Source organism: Neisseria sp. P0020.S005 (assembly GCF_051957055.1).
In the GTDB taxonomy this organism is placed as follows: domain Bacteria; phylum Pseudomonadota; class Gammaproteobacteria; order Burkholderiales; family Neisseriaceae; genus Neisseria; species Neisseria subflava_A.
Genome location: NZ_JBQCWV010000001.1, coordinates 330,242 through 348,479 on the forward strand (window position 1 = coordinate 330,242; position 18,238 = coordinate 348,479).

At 49.0% G+C, this 18,238-nt stretch carries 13 protein-coding genes and 2 pseudogenes; 9 read left to right on the forward strand and 6 right to left on the reverse strand.

The genetic code is table 11. The features are described from left to right. The first annotated feature begins 83 nt into the window (after window positions 1–83). The 5 genes from rep (at window position 84) to gloB (ending at window position 9,463) form a co-directional block, all read left to right on the forward strand. A complete protein-coding gene (rep, locus tag ACTHTU_RS01630) occupies window positions 84–2,084 on the forward strand; it encodes a DNA helicase Rep (protein ID WP_440361569.1) in 2,001 nt (666 codons plus the stop codon). A 306-nt stretch (window positions 2,085–2,390) separates the two neighbouring features. Continuing rightward, window positions 2,391–6,317, forward strand: coding sequence for a phosphoribosylformylglycinamidine synthase (gene purL, locus ACTHTU_RS01635; RefSeq protein ID WP_440361570.1), 3,927 nt, complete (start codon window positions 2,391–2,393; stop codon window positions 6,315–6,317). 299 nt (window positions 6,318–6,616) lie between these two features. Continuing rightward, window positions 6,617–7,420 carry an HNH endonuclease gene (locus ACTHTU_RS01640; protein WP_440361571.1) on the forward strand — a complete coding sequence of 268 codons (804 nt, stop codon included), beginning with the start codon at window positions 6,617–6,619 and terminating at the stop codon, window positions 7,418–7,420. A gap of 184 nt (window positions 7,421–7,604) precedes the next feature. Then, window positions 7,605–8,690: a hypothetical protein gene (locus ACTHTU_RS01645; protein ID WP_440361572.1), complete on the forward strand. Its 1,086-nt coding sequence runs from the start codon at window positions 7,605–7,607 to the stop codon at window positions 8,688–8,690. A gap of 23 nt (window positions 8,691–8,713) precedes the next feature. After that, complete coding sequence (gene gloB / locus ACTHTU_RS01650) at window positions 8,714–9,463, forward strand: hydroxyacylglutathione hydrolase (protein WP_107723317.1); 750 nt, start codon at window positions 8,714–8,716, stop codon at window positions 9,461–9,463. Window positions 9,464–9,536: 73 nt separating this feature from the next. Here the strand turns inward: gloB and guaA are convergent, their stop codons facing one another. The 3 genes from guaA to dut all read right to left on the reverse strand — a co-directional run bounded on the left by guaA (window position 9,537) and on the right by dut (window position 12,217). Continuing rightward, on the reverse strand, window positions 9,537–11,102 hold the full coding sequence (gene guaA, locus ACTHTU_RS01655; RefSeq protein ID WP_440361573.1) for a glutamine-hydrolyzing GMP synthase: 1,566 nt from the start codon (window positions 11,100–11,102) through the stop codon (window positions 9,537–9,539). A 149-nt stretch (window positions 11,103–11,251) separates the two neighbouring features. Further along, entirely contained in the window at window positions 11,252–11,578 is a 327-nt protein-coding gene (locus ACTHTU_RS01660; protein WP_440361574.1) for a hypothetical protein, read from the reverse strand. Window positions 11,579–11,764: 186 nt separating this feature from the next. Then, a complete protein-coding gene (dut, locus tag ACTHTU_RS01665; protein WP_250600433.1) occupies window positions 11,765–12,217 on the reverse strand; it encodes a dUTP diphosphatase in 453 nt (150 codons plus the stop codon). Between the two features lie 111 nt (window positions 12,218–12,328). Here dut and pdxH point away from each other — a divergent pair, with 111 nt between their 5' ends. Continuing rightward, entirely contained in the window at window positions 12,329–12,961 is a 633-nt protein-coding gene (pdxH, locus tag ACTHTU_RS01670) for a pyridoxamine 5'-phosphate oxidase (protein WP_036490991.1), read from the forward strand. Between the two features lie 159 nt (window positions 12,962–13,120). Continuing rightward, window positions 13,121–14,179, forward strand: coding sequence for a pseudouridine synthase (locus ACTHTU_RS01675; protein ID WP_440361575.1), 1,059 nt, complete (start codon window positions 13,121–13,123; stop codon window positions 14,177–14,179). An 81-nt stretch (window positions 14,180–14,260) separates the two neighbouring features. Here the strand turns inward: ACTHTU_RS01675 and ACTHTU_RS01680 are convergent. From ACTHTU_RS01680 to ACTHTU_RS01690, 3 genes and pseudogenes are all read right to left on the reverse strand, one after another. Next, window positions 14,261–14,335: pseudogene (locus ACTHTU_RS01680) on the reverse strand (dioxygenase); the annotation flags it as partial. A 388-nt stretch (window positions 14,336–14,723) separates the two neighbouring features. After that, entirely contained in the window at window positions 14,724–15,296 is a 573-nt protein-coding gene (locus ACTHTU_RS01685) for a DUF4276 family protein (protein ID WP_219088522.1), read from the reverse strand. Further along, window positions 15,290–16,555: an AAA family ATPase gene (locus ACTHTU_RS01690; protein WP_219088520.1), complete on the reverse strand. Its 1,266-nt coding sequence runs from the start codon at window positions 16,553–16,555 to the stop codon at window positions 15,290–15,292. The genes ACTHTU_RS01685 and ACTHTU_RS01690 overlap by 7 nt, the downstream gene beginning before the upstream one ends. A 238-nt stretch (window positions 16,556–16,793) precedes the next feature. On the opposite strand from ACTHTU_RS01690, the gene ACTHTU_RS01695 reads away from it, so the two are divergent. Together ACTHTU_RS01695 and ACTHTU_RS01700 are read left to right on the forward strand one after the other, a co-directional pair. Beyond that, entirely contained in the window at window positions 16,794–16,919 is a 126-nt protein-coding gene (locus tag ACTHTU_RS01695) for a hypothetical protein (protein WP_264081756.1), read from the forward strand. A gap of 96 nt (window positions 16,920–17,015) precedes the next feature. Further along, window positions 17,016–17,955, forward strand: a pseudogene (locus ACTHTU_RS01700) (L-lactate dehydrogenase). The last annotated feature ends 283 nt before the right edge of the window (window positions 17,956–18,238 follow it).

The window sequence follows — 18,238 nt, forward strand, 5'->3', positions numbered from 1 at the left end:
TCTAAAAAACGCCCAAGGCCGTCTGAAAATTTCAGACGGCCTTGTTGTATAATTGCTCCCCACATTACCCGTCTTCCCCTTCAATGAAACTCAACCCTCAACAGCAAGCCGCGGTCAAATATCTAGGCGGCCCCCTGCTCGTCCTTGCCGGCGCAGGCAGCGGCAAAACCGGCGTGATTACGCAAAAAATCAAGCATTTGATTGTCAATGTCGGCTATCTGCCGCATACCGTTGCCGCGATTACCTTTACCAATAAAGCCGCCACGGAAATGCAGGAACGCGTCTCTAAAATGCTACCTAAGTCGCAAACGCGCGGGCTGACGATTTGCACGTTCCACTCTTTGGGCATGAAGATTTTGCGCGAAGAAGCCAATCAAATCGGTTACAAAAAAAACTTTTCCATCCTCGACTCTACCGACAGCGCCAAAATCATCGGCGAGCTTTTGGGCGGTACGGGCAAAGAAGCCATATTCAAAGCGCAACACCAAATTTCCCTGTGGAAAAACGATCTAAAAACGCCTGAAGATGTCGTTCAGACGGCCTCCAATGTGTGGGAACAACAAACAGCGCGTGTCTATGCGAGCTATCAGGAAACCCTGCAAAGCTATCAGGCGGTGGACTTCGACGACTTAATTCGCCTGCCCGCCGTGCTGTTGCAGCAAAACAGCGAAGTACGAAACAAATGGCAACGGAGGCTGCGTTATCTGCTGGTTGACGAATGCCAAGACACCAACACCTGCCAATTTACGCTGATGAAACTCTTGACCGGTGCGGAAGGCATGTTTACCGCCGTCGGCGATGACGACCAGTCGATCTACGCATGGCGCGGCGCAAACATGGAAAACCTGCGTAAAATGCAGGAAGACTATCCGCAGATGAAAGTCATCAAACTGGAGCAAAACTACCGCTCCACCGCGCGGATTCTCAAAATCGCCAACAAAGTCATCGAAAACAACCCCAAGCTGTTCACCAAAAAACTTTGGTCACAGTTCGGCGAAGGCGAAATCGTCAAAGTCGTTGCCTGCCAAAACGAGCAACACGAAGCCGACTGGGTCGTCAGCCAAATCGTCAAGCAGAAGCTGGTCGGCGGCGACAAAACCCAATACGCCGATTTCGCCGTGTTATACCGCGGCAACCATCAGGCGCGGATTTTTGAAGAAGCCTTGCGCAGCGCGCGCGTTCCCTACCAGCTCTCCGGCGGACAAAGTTTTTTCGACAAAGCCGAAATCAAAGACGTTTTGTCCTATTTGCGCCTGCTTGCCAATCCCAACGACGATCCCGCCTTCCTGCGCGCCGTCACCACGCCCAAACGTGGCATCGGCGACGTCACACTGGGCAAGCTCAACACCTACGCGCACGAACACGAATGCAGCCTATATGAAGCCGCGCAAACCGAAGAAGCGCTTGCCCTGTTGAACCATACCAACCGCCAACACCTGCAAGCCTTCATGGATATGATTGAAAACTACCGCGCCAAAGCCGAAACCAGCGAAGCAGGCGAGCTTATCCATAACCTGCTGAGAGAAATCGACTACGAAAACCACTTGCTAGCCAATGAGGAAGGCAAAGCAGGCGAAATCAAATGGCGTAACGTTACCGACCTGACCGGCTGGCTGGAACGCAAAGGCGAGCAAGACGGCAAAAACATCATCGAACTTGCCCAAACCATCGCCCTGATGACGCTTTTGGAGGGCAAAAGTGAAGAAGAAGTCGATGCCGTCAAACTTTCGACCCTGCACGCTTCCAAAGGTTTGGAATACCCCTACGTCTTCCTCGTCGGTTGCGAAGAGGGCATCTTGCCGCATAATGACAGCATAGAAGAAGACAATGTCGAAGAAGAACGCCGCCTGATGTATGTCGGCATTACCCGCGCCAAACGCCAACTTACGCTGACACACTGCCTTAAACGCAAAAAGCAAGGCACATGGCAATTCCCCGAGCCAAGCCGTTTCATAGATGAAATGCCGCAGGAAGACATCAAAATCCTAGGCCGAAAAGGCGGCGAGCCGATTGTGAGCAAGGAAGAAGGAAAAAGCAATCTGGCAGGTTTGCTGGATATGCTGGGAAACAAAAGAAAAGGATAAGGCAAGGCCGTCTGAAAGCAATCTTTCAGACGGCCTTATTGTCAGCAAAATGTCAAAGACAACAATTAAATAATTTTTACTTTATACCTTTATGCCCATCTATTCCCATTCCTCCCGATCCTTCAAAAATAAACAAAAATAATCGAATAATCAGGTACAAAATAAAAAAGCAGGTGACACAATCGCCTCATTCCCCTTCAATTTACAAGCAAAAATTGTCAACACTTGAAGTATAAATTCACAAGCAAAATTGCATTTTTCAGGTATAATAAAGGATTCCCCAACTGCATTTTGTGAGCTGAATCCATGTCTGTTGTTCTGCCCTTGCGCGGTGTAACCGCCCTTTCCGATTTCCGTGTTGAAAAACTCTTTCAAAAAGCAGCCGCCCTCGGTCTGCCCGAAGTCAAATTAAGCAGCGAATTTTGGTATTTTGTCGGTAGCGAAAAAGCACTTGATGCCGCGACAGTCGAAAAACTGCAAGCCTTACTGGCAGCGCAAAGCGTTGAACAAACGCCCAAAGCGCGCGAGGGCTTGCATTTATTTTTGGTAACGCCCCGTTTGGGCACCATTTCGCCTTGGGCTTCCAAAGCAACCAATATCGCCGAAAACTGCGGCCTGGAAGGCATTGAGCGTATTGAACGCGGCATGGCCGTATGGTTGGAAGGCGCACTTACCGACGGGCAAAAACAACAATGGGCAGCCCTATTACACGACCGCATGACCGAAAGCGTGTTGACCGACATCGATGCAGCGGCGCAACTGTTCCACCACATCCAATCGGAAACCTTCTCCAGCGTAGATGTATTGGGCGGCGGTAAAGAGGCATTGGTCAAAGCCAATACCGAAATGGGCTTGGCGCTTTCAGCCGACGAAATCGATTATCTGGTTGAAAACTATCAGGCTTTAAACCGCAACCCATCTGATGTAGAGCTGATGATGTTCGCTCAGGCAAACAGCGAACACTGCCGCCACAAAATCTTCAACGCCGATTTCATCCTCAACGGTGAAAAACAACCGAAATCTCTTTTCGGCATGATTCGGGATACGCACAATGCGCATCCCGAAGGCACGGTCGTTGCCTATAAAGACAATTCGTCCGTGATTGAAGGCGCGAAAATCGAGCGTTTCTATCCGAATGCGGCGGAAAACCAAGGCTACCGTTTCCACGAAGAAGACACCCATATCATCATGAAAGTGGAAACACACAACCACCCGACCGCCATCGCTCCGTTTGCCGGTGCGGCAACGGGTGCTGGCGGTGAAATCCGCGATGAAGGCGCGACAGGTAAAGGCTCACGTCCGAAAGCAGGCTTGACCGGCTTTACCGTCTCCAACCTGAATATCCCTGGCTTGGAGCAGCCTTGGGAACAAGCTTACGGCAAACCCGGCCATATTGCTTCTCCTTTAGACATCATGATTGAAGGCCCGATCGGCGGCGCAGCGTTCAACAACGAATTCGGCCGTCCGAACCTCTTGGGCTACTTCCGTACTTTTGAAGAGAAGTTCGACGGTCAGGTTCGCGGCTATCACAAACCGATTATGATTGCCGGCGGCTTGGGCAGCATTCAGGCACAACAAACACACAAAGATGAAATCCCCGAAGGCGCACTGCTGATCCAACTGGGCGGCCCGGGCATGCTGATCGGCTTGGGCGGCGGCGCGGCTTCATCTATGAACACCGGAACAAACGACGCCTCTTTGGACTTCAATTCCGTACAACGCGGCAACCCTGAAATCGAACGCCGTGCGCAAGAAGTCATCGACCGCTGCTGGCAACTCGGCGACCAAAACCCGATTATCTCCATCCACGACGTCGGCGCAGGCGGCTTGTCCAACGCCTTCCCCGAACTCGTCAACGATGCCGGACGCGGCGCGGTATTCAAGTTGCGCGAAGTACCGCTGGAAGAACACGGCCTCAATCCATTGCAAATTTGGTGTAACGAATCACAAGAGCGTTATGTATTGTCCATTTTGGAAAAAGATTTGGAGACCTTCCGCGCCATCTGCGAACGTGAACGCTGCCCGTTTGCCGTAGTCGGCACGGCGACCGACGACGGCCATTTGAAAGTACGCGACGACTTGTTCTCCAACAATCCCGTCGATTTGCCGCTGAACGTTTTGCTCGGCAAACCGCCCAAAACCACGCGCACCGACAAAACAGTTACGCCGTCTGAAAAACCGTTTAACGCCGGCGATATCGACATTACCGAAGCCGCCTACCGCGTTCTGCGTCTGCCTACCGTAGCTGCTAAAAACTTCCTAATTACCATCGGCGACCGCAGTGTCGGCGGCATGACCCACCGCGACCAAATGGTCGGCAAATACCAAACCCCCGTAGCCGACTGCGCCGTTACCATGATGGGCTTCAATACCTATCGTGGCGAAGCGATGTCTATGGGAGAAAAACCGACTGTCGCCCTGTTTGACGCGCCTGCTTCGGGCAGAATGTGCGTCGGCGAAGCCATCACCAACATCGCGGCAGTCAACATCGGCGACATCGGCAATATCAAACTCTCCGCCAACTGGATGGCGGCATGCGGCAACGAAGGCGAAGACGAAAAACTTTACCGCACCGTCGAAGCCGTCTCCCAAGCCTGTCAGGCATTGGATCTGAGCATCCCCGTAGGCAAAGACAGCCTGTCAATGAAAACCGTGTGGCAGGACGGCGAAGAGAAAAAATCTGTCGTCTCGCCGTTGAGCCTGATTATCTCCGCGTTCGCGCCAGTTCAAGACGTACGCAAAACCGTTACGCCCGTATTAAAAGACAATGCCAATTCATTCACTATTCTGCTGATGATTGACTTAGGCAACAACAAGTGCCGTATGGGTGGGTCTGCACTGGCTCAAGTGTATAACCGAAGCGGCGGCGAAGCACCTGATATTGATGCAGGCCATCTGAAAGCGTTTTATCAGTTAATTCAGCAACTCGTTCAAGAAGATAAGTTGCTGGCCTACCACGACCGCAGCGACGGCGGTTTGTTTGTGACTCTGGCAGAAATGGCATTTGCTTCTCGCCGTGGCATGAATCTCGACCTGCTGACAATGGTAAGTAAAAATATTAACGTTCAAAACGAGTATTACTCGTCTCAAGAATGGCAAAAATTTGTCCTAACTACCCTGTTTAACGAAGAATTAGGAGCCGTTATTGCTGTTCACGCTGCCGACCACGAATATATTTTCAATTTGTGCGAGAAACTGAATCTCACGCTGCACTATTTGGGAGAGTTTGCCGACAGCGGCCATATGGTCATCAATGCAGGAGAAGAAATTTTCAATCAATCCCTTACCGACCTGCAACGCGCATGGCAAGAAACCAGCCACGCCATCCAACGCCTGCGCGACAACCCTGCCTGCGCCGACAGCGAGTTCGCCCTGATTGACGACAACGAACGCAGCGCATTGTTTGCCGACGTGAAATTCGACGTAAACGAAGACATCGCCGCGCCGTTTATCAACAGCGGCGCGAAACCTAAAATCGCCATCCTGCGCGAACAGGGCGTAAACGGACAAATCGAAATGGCCGCCGCGTTCACCCGCGCCGGTTTCGATGCTTACGACGTGCATATGTCCGACCTGATGGCAGGCCGCGTCAACCTTGCCGATTTCAAAATGCTGGCGGCGTGCGGCGGCTTCAGCTACGGCGACGTACTCGGCGCGGGCGAAGGCTGGGCGAAATCCATCCTGTTCCACCCTGCTCTACGCGACCAATTTGCCGCCTTCTTTGCCGATCCGAACACGCTGACATTGGGCGTGTGCAACGGCTGTCAAATGGTCAGCAACCTTGCCGAGATTATCCCGGGCGCAGAGGCATGGCCTAAATTCAAACGCAACTTGAGCGAGCAGTTTGAAGCGCGCCTGAGCATGGTTCATGTTCCAAAATCCGCATCGCTGATTCTGAACGAAATGCAAGGCTCCAGCCTGCCTGTTGTGGTCAGCCACGGCGAAGGCCGCGCCGACTTCGCGCTTCACGACGGCAATATTTCCGCCGATTTGGGCATTGCGCTGCAATATGTAGACGGTCAAAACCAAGTGACCCAAACTTATCCGCTCAACCCTAACGGCTCACCTCAAGGTATTGCCGGTGTAACCAACGCCGACGGCCGCGTTACCATCATGATGCCGCATCCGGAACGCGTATACCGTGCCGCGCAAATGAGCTGGAAACCGGAAGACTGGACGGAATTGTCCGGCTGGTACCGCCTCTTTGCCGGGGCAAGGAAGGCTTTGGGTTAACCGGCAGGCTGATTTGATTCGGCTTTAAAGAAAAGGTCGTCTGAAAACGATTTAGCGGATTCTGCTATATCTATTTTCAGACGACCTTTATATGTTCTTTTGCGTATAATACCGAACCAACCGCCGTCATTCCCGCGCAGGCGGGAATCCAGCCCCCTGCATTTCAGAAATACTCAAAGACTACTGTAAATCCAAGCTTCTGGATTCCCGCCTGCGCGGGAATGACGGCCTAGATTTTTTGTCCCGAACCTATATACAAATAAACTTAATTGAATTTATAGAAAGATTTGGAGAAGCTTATGTCTAACATAGTAATTTTTAAAAACATGCCGAATGATGATGACTATATTAAATGGATTGATGAAAACCCAAATGGATTTGTATTAAATATAGATCAAACTAAAGACCCTTCTAAGATTTGGAAAGATTATCCCAAAATACATTTTGCTAATTGTAACCAACTAAATAAAAGGCCGGGGCGCACAACTGGAAAATATTTCAAAGTTTGCTCAAACTCAATTGAAGAACTTGAAAAATGGAGCCTGGATGAATACAGGAGAGAACTAACTCCATGCGGAACCTGTAAGAAAAACGGATTACCGGTAGGATGGCTCATGGGAATACCAAATTTTCAGGTAGCTTCTACCCTGTCCTTAAAATCTGATATAGACGAACTCGAAGAATGTTTAGCCTCCGAGACTAATCCAGAAAAGCGAACCGAAATTGAAACTTTGATAAAAGCCCGTCAAGGGCAAGGCAGATTCCGGCAAAAACTACTCGAACTGTATCCAAACTGCCCGCTAACAGGTCTAGATGTTCGGTCTTTACTTATTGCCAGCCATATCAAACCTTGGAGCAAATGCAATAATGAAGAGAGGTTAGATCCCTTCAATGGACTGATGCTCGCACCCAATATCGACGCATTATTCGATAGCGGACTGATTACGTTTGATCCCAACGGTACGATAAAAATCAGTCCAAAAATTGATTTGGAAAATCAAAAGCGGCTTGGAATTTCTCGCGATATGAAATTAAAAATCGAACCTGAAAGCGAAAAATATTTCGAGTATCACCGCAACCATGTTTTCCAAAAAGAAGAATAAATAGTGTTGAACAGTCCGTTGATTTAAGGTCGTCTGAAAACGATTTAGCGAACCCCACTATATTTGTTTTCAGACGACCTTTTTGCGTCCTTTTGCGTATAAAGACCAAACCCGTCGCCGTCCTTCTGTATAATTCCCACTTTTAAACTATAATCAATATATTCAGACGGCCTTTCCCGACATTATGACTCGACAAGCCTTTATCCTCAGCGATTGCGAATTTTCCGAATGCGGAGAAAAGCCTTACGCCCTGTTGACCGCGAATCCGACGAAGGAACACCACTTCATCGCTCAAACCGAGCAGCGGCAGCATTCGCATAATCCGCAGGTCAGCCCGCAGAATCAAAACGTTTACCGCCTGCCGCTGTCAATGTTCCATACTGGCGAAAAAAACCACGGCAAAGAACAAAACCGCAGCGAAGCGATAAGCGTCAACATCATCGGAAACTTGGCGGCGAAAAACCTCTATACGCTGACCTTTGTCGAAGACTCCTCCAACCAATATAATCTGGAAAGCTGGTTCAACCGTCATGAAAGCGGCTACGAAGAAGCCTGCAATCATCTGCGCACTTTACCTGCAGGCCGTCTGAAAACAACTACGGCAAATGCCGATACCGTCAAAGTACCGGATACGTTGTGGCGGATATTGCGGCTGAAATTCCTCGGTATCCTGCGCAATCCGCACAACCATAAAAACCTGTTTGCCCACCGCCTGCATCAAACGCTTCGGGCGCGGCTGCCGGAAGTCGGTTTTGAATTTGTCCGCTTGATCAGCAAACGCGACCCCAAGCGTATCGAAGCCATTATGCAGGACTACCGTTTCACTTTTCTCGGCTATGTCGATTGGCTGGGTGGGCTTTACGGCATGTTGAGCGAAGGCGTGGCGCAGCCGTCGTTGTTTGAACGGCTGTTTTGCAACATCTTTACCGAACCCGAAGCCGTGAAAATCGAATTGTTCCGCTATCCGGAAAACACAGGGCTGTGCCTGTTTGGCGACAGCAGTTTCTGCCTGCAAGCCTCGGCCAAGCTATTCAGCGTCGGCGTTAATATCTCGCACGATATGTTTGCCGTCGTCCACCTGCAAACCGACCGTTGGCACGTGTTTAAGAATACCTTTCATCACGACGCGCCCAAACTGCAAGGTCAAGTGCGGATTATCGACGGCGACCAAACCCAAAGATTGCTGTTCAACCGACTGTGCATCCATCAAGCCCATGAAGCCGTGTTCGGCCAAAGCCCGAATATCAAAGATTATTTAGAGGCCGTCTGAAACCCCCAACCAGAAGAAAGCATATGAAAATCACGCCAATCCAAGCCCTAAACGACAACTACATCTGGATGATTCAAGAAGGAAACCATGCCGCCTGCGTCGATCCGTCCGATGCTACGCCCGTTTTGAAATTCCTCGTCCACAACCGCCTGATGCTGGCGCAAACATGGATTACCCATCCGCACCCCGACCATACCGGCGGCGCAAAAAGCTTGTTCCACGGCTTTTTAGAATCCCCGATCTATGGCGAAAGCGATATCGACGTAGCAACGCATACCGTCACCGCAGGTACGCAGTTCCCGTTTGGCGAAGGCTTGGTTACCGTTTGGGCAACCCCCGGCCATACCGACCGCCACATCAGCTATCTGTTGGAAAATTCAGACGGCCTGCACGTTTTCTGTGGCGATACCTTGTTTTCCGCCGGTTGCGGCCGCGTATTTACCGGCACAATCGAGCAGCTTTACGACAGCTTCCATCGATTCAACCAGCTGCCCGAAGAAACGCTGTTTTATCCGGCGCACGAATATACCGCCCCAAATCTGCGCTTTGCCCTGCATATCGAGCCGGATAATGCCGACATTCAGACGGCCTTGGCCGCAGCCGAACACACGCCGACACTACCTGTCAGCCTGGCGCACGAACGTAAAGTCAATCCGTTTTTCCGCGTACACCTGCCCCAAGTTCAGGCACGCGCCGAAGAATTGAGCGGACGAAAATTAAACAGCGAACTCGAAGTCTTTGCCGCTTTGCGTGAATTGAAAAATCAATTTTAATTGGGCTTAATCCCTAAATAAATAAAGGCCGTCTGAACAATATCTGTTCAGACGGCCTTTATTTATTTAGGGATTATTCCCATTCAATTGTGGCAGGCGGTTTGCCGCTGACATCATAAACCACACGGTTGATACCTTTGACTTCGTTGATGATGCGGTTGGACACGCGGCCAAGCAGCGAGTATGGCAATTCAGCCCAGTGCGCAGTCATAAAGTCGCTGGTAATCACGGCACGCAAAGCAACGACGTAATCGTAAGTACGGCCGTCGCCCATTACGCCGACGGATTTCACGGGCAGGAATACGGCAAAGGTTTGGCTGGTCAGGTCGTACCAAGATGTACCGTTTTCATCGGTAGTATTGCGCAATTCTTGAATGAAAATATCGTCTGCTTGACGGAGCAAGTCGGCGTATTCTTTTTTCACTTCACCTAAGATACGCACGCCCAAACCCGGGCCCGGGAACGGATGACGGTACACCATTTCGCGCGGCAGACCCAAAGCCACGCCCAATTCGCGTACTTCGTCTTTGAACAAGTCACGCAAAGGCTCAAGCAGCTTGAGCTTCATGTTTTCAGGCAGGCCGCCGACGTTGTGGTGGGATTTGATGGCGTGGGCTTTTTTGGTTTTTGCGCCTGCGGATTCGATTACGTCAGGGTAAATCGTACCTTGCGCCAACCATTTGGCGTTGGTGAGTTTTTTCTCTTCAGCGTCAAATACTTCGATAAATTCCGCACCGATGATTTTGCGTTTTTTCTCTGGATCGGTCACACCGGTAAGTTTCGCCAAAAACTGCTCTTCGGCATCAACGTGAATCACGCGTACGCCCAAGTTGCGGGCAAACATATCCATCACCATTTTGCCTTCGTTCAAACGCAACAGACCGTGGTCAACAAACACGCAGGTCAGTTGGTCGCCGATGGCACGGTGAATCAGCGCGGCGGCTACGGAAGAGTCCACGCCGCCGGACAAACCTAAAATCACTTCGTCGCTGCCGACTTGTTCGCGGATTTTGGCAACGGCTTCTTCGATGTAGTTCGGCATGGTCCAGCTGGGTTGTGCGCCGCAAATATCCAAGACAAAGCGGTTCAACAACGCGCGGCCTTGTTTGGTATGGGTCACTTCGGGGTGGAATTGGATGCCGTAGAATTGTTTCTCAGCGTTTTCCATCATGGCAATTGGGCAAGACGGGGTGTCGCCGATGACAGAGAAGCCGGTAGGCAGTTTGGAAACTTTATCGCCATGGCTCATCCATACGTCGAGCGTGTTTGGAGCATCATCTTGAATGCCGCGTGTCAGCTCGCTGTCGATGGTTTTAACTTGCGCATAACCGAATTCGCGTTGGTTGCCTGGGGTAACTTCGCCGCCCAAGTGGTGCGCCATAAATTGCATGCCATAGCAAATGCCCAAAACCGGAATGCCCAAATCAAAAATGCCGGTATCGGCTTGATAATCGGATTCGTAAACGGAATTAGGGCCGCCGGAGAGGATGATGCCTTTCGGATTGAAAGCTTTGATTTCTTCCAAAGGCATGTCAAAAGAATGCAGTTCGCAGTAAACGTGGGCTTCGCGCACGCGGCGGGCGATCAGCTGGGTAACTTGCGAGCCGAAGTCGAGAATAAGGATTTTGTCTTGAGTCATGGCGGAAACTTTGCAAAATGTAAGAAAACGGTGCGGCCGGGAGGATAAATTTCAAATTTAAACCACAATAAAAAAGGCCGTCTGAAACGGCGGGATTATACCATTGTTCAGACGGCCTTTATAGGGCAAAACCCAAATCTCTCATCTTTCTATTTTGTGTGTTTCTCAGGAATCATGTCGCTGCGCGAGAGCAACAGCAGGCAACCCAACACGACCATGCCGATGGCTAGCAGCGGCGAGAGGTAAATCCAGTAGCTCATGTGCAGATAAATGGCTGTACCGATATAAACCAGTATCGGGCCGGAAACGATGGACTGTTTGTTGATGCCGTCCATAATCAACACGGCAAGGCCCAAAATAATTAATGCGCCGGCAATCATTGTCGATGTCGCAGGCAAAATATCCGTAGCGCGTAAAAACCAAATCGCACCAAAGATAATCAAAAACAAAGGCAGAAAAAGTGAGGGGCGGGACATAACAACGCTCCGTAAAGGTTTCAGACGGCCTGTATTATTGGGTGCGTCGGCCATGCAGACAAGATATAAAAATGCAATCTTGTGTGTGATTATGCAAAGGTTGGCACAACAAAAAGGCCGTCTGAACAACGGCAAACCGAAATCAAATATTTCAATTTATCCTGTTTCAGACGGCCTTTCAAATCATCAGGCTTTGCCGGTGCTGCCGAATCCGCCTTCACCGCGCTCGCTGGCGGCAAACTTGTCCACGACTTTAAACGCGGCTTGGACAACCGGCACAATCACCATTTGCGCGATGCGCTCCATCGGCTCGATGGTAAACGCCTCTTTACCACGGTTCCACAGAGAAACCTTCAATTCACCTTGATAATCCGAGTCAATCAAACCGACCAAATTGCCTAAAACAATACCGTGTTTATGACCCAAACCGGAACGCGGCAACAAAACGGCTGCATACGCGGGGTTGGCCAAATGCACCGCCAAACCGGTCGGCACGAGATATACATCGCCCGGCTGCAATACAACAGCTTCATCCAAGCAGGCACGCAAGTCCAAACCGGCAGAACCGGGCGTTGCATAAGCAGGCAGGGAATCGGCCATTTTCGGATTTAAGATTTTCAGTTCGACTTCGGTTTGCATGACGGGACTCCGTATTGTTCTATATTGGAAAGGGCTACGATTATACACAAATGCCCTTGAGGCCGTCTGAAAAAACGGAGTATGATTCAGTCAGACCTAAGGAGAAAAATCATGGATCTGCACAATATCCGCGAAGATTACAGCAAACGCGAGCTGTCGGAAGCCGAATGCCACGCCGACCCGATTGTCCAATTTGAGCAATGGCTGAACGAAGCGATTCACGCCGAAGTCAACGAGCCGACCGCGGTCAACGTTGCCGCCGTGGGTGAAGACGGCAGGCCCAACAGCCGCATGGTGCTGCTGAAAGAAGTCAACCCCAAAGGCTTTGTTTTCTTTACCAATTACCACAGCCGCAAAGGCCGCTCCTATACGGCACACCCCTTTGCCGCCATGACTTTTTTCTGGCCGGAACTCGAGCGCCAAGTGCGCATTGAAGGACGTATCGAAAAACTCGACGCCGCCGCTTCGGACGAATATTTTGAAAGCCGCCCCTACACCAGCCGTATCGGCGCATGGGCAAGCGATCAAAGCGAAGTGATTTCCAGCAAAGCCGTTTTGGTGGCCAAAGCCGCAGCCGTCGGTGTCAAACATCCCCTGCATGTTCCCCGTCCTCCGCATTGGGGCGGATACCTCGTCATCCCCGACCGCATCGAATTCTGGCAAGGCCGCCCCAGCCGCCTGCATGACCGCATCCAATACCGCCTGGTTGACGGCAACTGGATACGCGAACGTCTTTCGCCATAATTTTCGGATTTTCAAACAAAAAATTACTGGTTGAGTTACAATACAGCCTTTCATCGGCAGGCCGTCTGAATCTGATTTTCAGACGGCCTTTTCCCCCAATCCAACCCCTGCCGCAACTGCCGCAGAAGAACCGCTTTTTCAAGCGAGTTAGGAAAAATCATGTCCAAACAGCCTTCCAGCAAACGCCAATGGCGCGACGGCGTATCGTCTACCGCCAAAAAACCTTCCAAACCGGCCAAATCCTTTGCCAATAAAAAACGTCCCGACGACGAACGCAAAACATCTGGCAAATCTTACGGCCAAAAAGTTTCAGACGGCCCTAAAGCTCAAAATACCGCCCCAAAACAACGTGCCGCCAAAGCCAAAAAACTGGTTGTCCGCAACCCAAATCAAAAAATCATGGAGCACGCCCGCGATTTGAAAGAACGCCGCAGCGACCTTTCCCGCTTTGAACCCGAGCGCCTGCAAAAAGTCCTGGCCGCATCCGGCGTCGGCTCACGCCGCGAAATGGAAGAATGGATCAGCAACGGCTGGGTAACGGTCAACGGCCGCGTCGCCCAACTGGGCGACAAAGTTACGCCCGACGACCACGTTACCGTCAAAGGCAGCATCATCAAACTCAAATGGGCCGACCGCCTGCCACGCATCATCCTCTACTACAAACAAGAAGGCGAAATCGTTTCCCGCGACGATCCGCAAGGCCGCGTCAGCATCTTCGACCGCCTGCCGCAAGCAGCCAGCAGCCGCTGGGTAGCCATCGGCCGTTTGGACATCAATACCAGCGGCCTGTTGATCCTGACCACTTCAGGCGAACTCGTTCAACGCTTCGCCCACCCCAGCTTTGAAGTCGAACGCGAATACGCCGTGCGCGTATTGGGCGAGTTGACCACCGAACAAATGCGCGTCCTGACCGAAGAAGGCGTCATGCTCGAAGACGGTTTGGCAAAAGTAGAACGCATCTACGAACAAGGAGGCGAAGGCGCAAACAAATGGTACAACGTCGTCATCAAAGAAGGCCGCAACCGAGAAGTACGCCGCATTTTTGAAAGCCAAGGCCTGACCGTCAGCCGCCTCGTCCGCGTAGGCTTTGGCCCCATCGGTCTGCCAAACCGCCTCAAACGCGGCCAGTTCTACGAACTCAATCCGGCAGAAGTCGCCAACATCATCAAATGGGCAGATATGCTGCTGCCTGGCGAACGTCGCCGGAAGAAAAGTTAATGTAAGATAAATCGGGGCTGAGACTTTTGCAAAATCGTCTCAGCCCGACAAAATCTTGCCCAAGTCATAAAAATAGTGGGTATTGAAAGGATTTTCCTTATCCAACACATTCATCGGGCTACCATGCCCGACAAACAATACAGGCATTTTTTTCATCACTGCCTCCTTAATATTTGATGAGGCGGATTGTACGGATAAATGATTAAGCAATAAATCTCAATTTACGAACAGCATATTTTCCAAATAGGAAATAATGGGATATTCTTTGGCTTGCTGCAAAGTTAAAAAGAGGTCCGAAGATTCGGATTTCAATAGCAATACCTAAGTCAATCTAGTAAATCTGCCTAGAAGCACTTAATTCTATGACTGATAACTCAACGCCAGAATATTATTTTTTAATAGCAAATTATAAAAAAATGTCGTCTGAAAAATAAACTTGGTTTTCAGACGACCTTTTTATCTTAGAAAGATTAGAAAAATTTTCAATATAGAGATGGTAGAGCAATATTATTGACCATCTTTAAACTATACGTTCAGACGATTTTTATCTATTAGATTGAAAATGTGCAACAACACATTTTGCACTCGGACAGTTTGGATGCGTGGCAGCATTTTCGATTGAAAATTCCCAATATTTAATCATCTTCTTAGCAAAGCCAACTTTGTTTCCCGGTCCTCTGGCAGAACCGGTTTCTTTGACAATTTTGCTGATTCTGTCCCAAGGCAATTCGGGCGTCTCTTCCGGAAACTGTTCTCCCTCAAAATCTTCAATTTCTAAAAATTTTTTCATGGCTTGAGTATCTGCTAGAAACCATGCTTCTATCGCTTTAACCGCAATAAAATAGGCAGTAATTTTCGCGTGGCTGATTCTTTCCTTAACACCTTCAACAGGGAGTCCGTCCGAATCCGTCAAAATATACAGTCTTTCTGCTCCATTTGCTTCCAAAACACCAATAAAGGGCTCAATATTATGAGGCAATAAATTACCTGCGCCATTGGCATCAACAACAGGTTCAATCAATTCAAAATCATTCCTGTGTAAAAAGGTCTTGAATGCCTCTGATTCGATAATAATCTTTTCGCATGACCCTTCAACAATAAATCCGACTTTTACCATGGCAATCCTCCTCCCAGCAGATTGGTCAGCCAAGCCGTATCTAACGGAATTTTGTTTTTATCGACACCGGACTTCCGAACATCTTTAATTTGGGTTTTGCCTTGAGATTTACTGACAAAATACAACTCTTCCAATTCCAAGCTACGCACTACCGATTCACTATGAGTTGTCAGAATAATTGGATGGTGAGGGCTTACATATTCACGTATAAAGCCGATCAGTTCACTGATAGCTTTCGGATGTAAGCCACGCTCAGGTTCTTCAATGATGGTAATGCCGGGCTGTTTTACACGCGTTAAAACGGCAACCAACAAACATAAGGCATAAATTGTGCCGTCCGAAACCATATGGGCGGGGAAACGATTACCGCTGTCTTCCTCGAAAAATAACCCTTTTGAGTCATCAATTTTTTGCGTTTGAACAGAGAGTTGCTGCATTTCGGGGACAATCACACCCATCCATTCAATGATTTGCTCGCGTAATTCGTCGTTATCCTCAAGATGTTCTAACACTGCAGCAATATTGCTACCGTCTGTATTCAGCTTTTCAGGGTTATTGGCATTATTGCGAAGATCTTTGATTTTAAAAGGATCTATACGAAATATCTTTACATCTTTAAGTAAATTAAATGAATTATTTTGGTACAATATGCTGGTATCTAATGAATTTTTATTATCACTTAAAAATTTAAGAATAATACCCGTCATTGCACCTTTAACGATTTCCTTACTCATTTCATCACTATTTTTTAATGCCCCCAAAACAGTTCCACCAGTTATCCCTAATAAAATTGAGGATAGATATTCTACAAACTTATTTTCATTTCCTTCTTTTTTCTTTAATTCTAATTTTCGAGCTTCCTCACTACTGTCAAAAATAGTTTTTCCATTTTTAAAAATTTTCAAATATTCATGTTTCACCGATACAGGCACTGTAGGCAATGAGGGGAGTAACGATGATTTACTTAGAAGAATATCTATTTCATATTCATATACTTGTTCTTCAATCTCTGCATTTATTCGATAGCTGATAATCTCATTTTTCTGTTTTGGATCAATTAAGTTTTTCACACCACCAAACTCAGATACTGCCTTGCTCACTCCCATATCAATCACTTTTGATAAAAATGCCAAGGCATCGACAAAATTGCTTTTACCCGTACCGTTTGCCCCCGCTAAAACCATAAAAGGAGAAACATCTTTTAGCTCTACATTTTGGATACTTTTAAATCCTTTAATTTCCAAATAGTTAATTTTCATTTTTAATTCTCTTGAATTTATCAACAAAACGTGTTTGAAAGCATACAGAGCATTTCATAGGATGGCAACCTTTTTCTTGTGCAAAAATCAAGCTATACTATTGTTTTAAAAAACATTATTCTTACATGAATTCTCAGATAAGTATCAACTTTGCTAGAACGCCGTTTTTAAAATATTGGTATAAAAATTTTTCCGAAACTCTTTTCAGACGACCTCGGCATCGCGTGGATAGCACAGTATGAGCTTGGCAGATGCACTCCATTCGGGACAACTGGTCGAGCTCTTCCCCGAATACGCCATTACTTACGATCCGCTTTACCTCTATTCCCCAGCCGCCGCGGGCATTCGAATGTGTTTAAGTTGATTGTGGATGTGCTGCGGGTAGAGGTCGTCTGAAATTTGACGCCATCCCGTCCAAGTGTTATTAATAATTCCTATTCACAAACAAACAGGAATAAACATGAAAAAAGTTGGTAACAAAGTAGTCGTTGTGGGCTTGGGTGCGGTCGGTGTCAGCTACGCCTATTCCATGCTCAACCAAGCCTTGTGCGACGATATGGTTTTAATCGACATCAACCGCACGCGTGCTGAAGGCGAGGCGCGCGACTTCCGCCACGGAATGCCTTATGCCGCTTCGCCTGCACGCATTTACGTCGGCGATTACGATGATTGTTCGGATGCAGACATCGTGTGTATTTGCGCGGGCGCGGCGCAGGCACCCGGCGAAACCCGTTTGGACTTAATCAACAAAAACCTGCGCATCTTCCACGACATCGTTTCGAAAGTCATGGCTTCCGGCTTTGACGGTATCTTCTTGGTTGCCTCCAATCCTGTGGACGTACTGTCTTATACCGTTCTGCGCTTCTCAGGCCTGCCCAAAGAGCGCGTTATCGGCTCGGGCACCATCCTTGACTCCGCCCGTTTCCGCGTTTGCTTGGGCAACGAGTTCGACGTCGCGCCTTGGAGCGTCGATGCCATGATGATCGGCGAACACGGCGACAGCATCATTGCGCTTTGGAGCACCGCCAACATCGCCGGTATGTCGGTTCAGAAGATGCTGGAACAATCGGAAGACGGGCAGGCGCGTATGGACAAAATCTATAACAACGTGCGCAATGCCGCCTACGAAGTCATCGCCGCCAAAGGCACGACCAGCCACGGCATCGGCATGGGCTTAAGCCGCATCTCCAACGCCATCCTGCACAATCAAGGCGTCGTATTGCCCGTTTCCACCTTGCTAGAAGGCGAGTTCGGACAAAACGGTGTGTATATCGGCGTACCGACCGTCGTCAACCGCCAAGGTGCGGTACGCATCATTGAACGATGAAGCCGAACGCTTTGCCCGCTCGGCGGAGCTGTTGAAAAGCTATCAACGCAAAGTCGATGAAATGGTCGGATAAATAGAATAGCCTCTGAATAAAACGTCGTCTGAAAACTGGAAATCTGGTTTTCAGACGACGTTTGCTATGTAGGAGGAAGTTAAACCGTCAATAGTCTAAATTCAAATAAAAAATACCTATATCTAAGTTACTTTATTCTCGTTACGCAATTTACCGGTTGTCGTCATTCCCGCCCCCGCCTACGCGAGGACAGGCTACGGCGGGAATCTATTTTTGAAATTCGGAAACTGTTTTTCAAATAAGGGTTTCTCAAGTTTTACGATGGATTCCCGCCTGCGCGGGA

Coding starts and splice junctions, on each gene's coding strand:
- rep (WP_440361569.1), top strand. CDS start 84: ATGAAACTCAACCCTCAACAGCAAGCCGCGGTCAAATATCTAGGCGGC.
- purL (WP_440361570.1), top strand. CDS start 2,391: ATGTCTGTTGTTCTGCCCTTGCGCGGTGTAACCGCCCTTTCCGATTTC.
- ACTHTU_RS01640 (WP_440361571.1), top strand. CDS start 6,617: ATGTCTAACATAGTAATTTTTAAAAACATGCCGAATGATGATGACTAT.
- ACTHTU_RS01645 (WP_440361572.1), top strand. CDS start 7,605: ATGACTCGACAAGCCTTTATCCTCAGCGATTGCGAATTTTCCGAATGC.
- gloB (WP_107723317.1), top strand. CDS start 8,714: ATGAAAATCACGCCAATCCAAGCCCTAAACGACAACTACATCTGGATG.
- guaA (WP_440361573.1), bottom strand. CDS start 11,102: ATGACTCAAGACAAAATCCTTATTCTCGACTTCGGCTCGCAAGTTACC.
- ACTHTU_RS01660 (WP_440361574.1), bottom strand. CDS start 11,578: ATGTCCCGCCCCTCACTTTTTCTGCCTTTGTTTTTGATTATCTTTGGT.
- dut (WP_250600433.1), bottom strand. CDS start 12,217: ATGCAAACCGAAGTCGAACTGAAAATCTTAAATCCGAAAATGGCCGAT.
- pdxH (WP_036490991.1), top strand. CDS start 12,329: ATGGATCTGCACAATATCCGCGAAGATTACAGCAAACGCGAGCTGTCG.
- ACTHTU_RS01675 (WP_440361575.1), top strand. CDS start 13,121: ATGTCCAAACAGCCTTCCAGCAAACGCCAATGGCGCGACGGCGTATCG.
- ACTHTU_RS01685 (WP_219088522.1), bottom strand. CDS start 15,296: ATGGTAAAAGTCGGATTTATTGTTGAAGGGTCATGCGAAAAGATTATT.
- ACTHTU_RS01690 (WP_219088520.1), bottom strand. CDS start 16,555: ATGAAAATTAACTATTTGGAAATTAAAGGATTTAAAAGTATCCAAAAT.
- ACTHTU_RS01695 (WP_264081756.1), top strand. CDS start 16,794: ATGAGCTTGGCAGATGCACTCCATTCGGGACAACTGGTCGAGCTCTTC.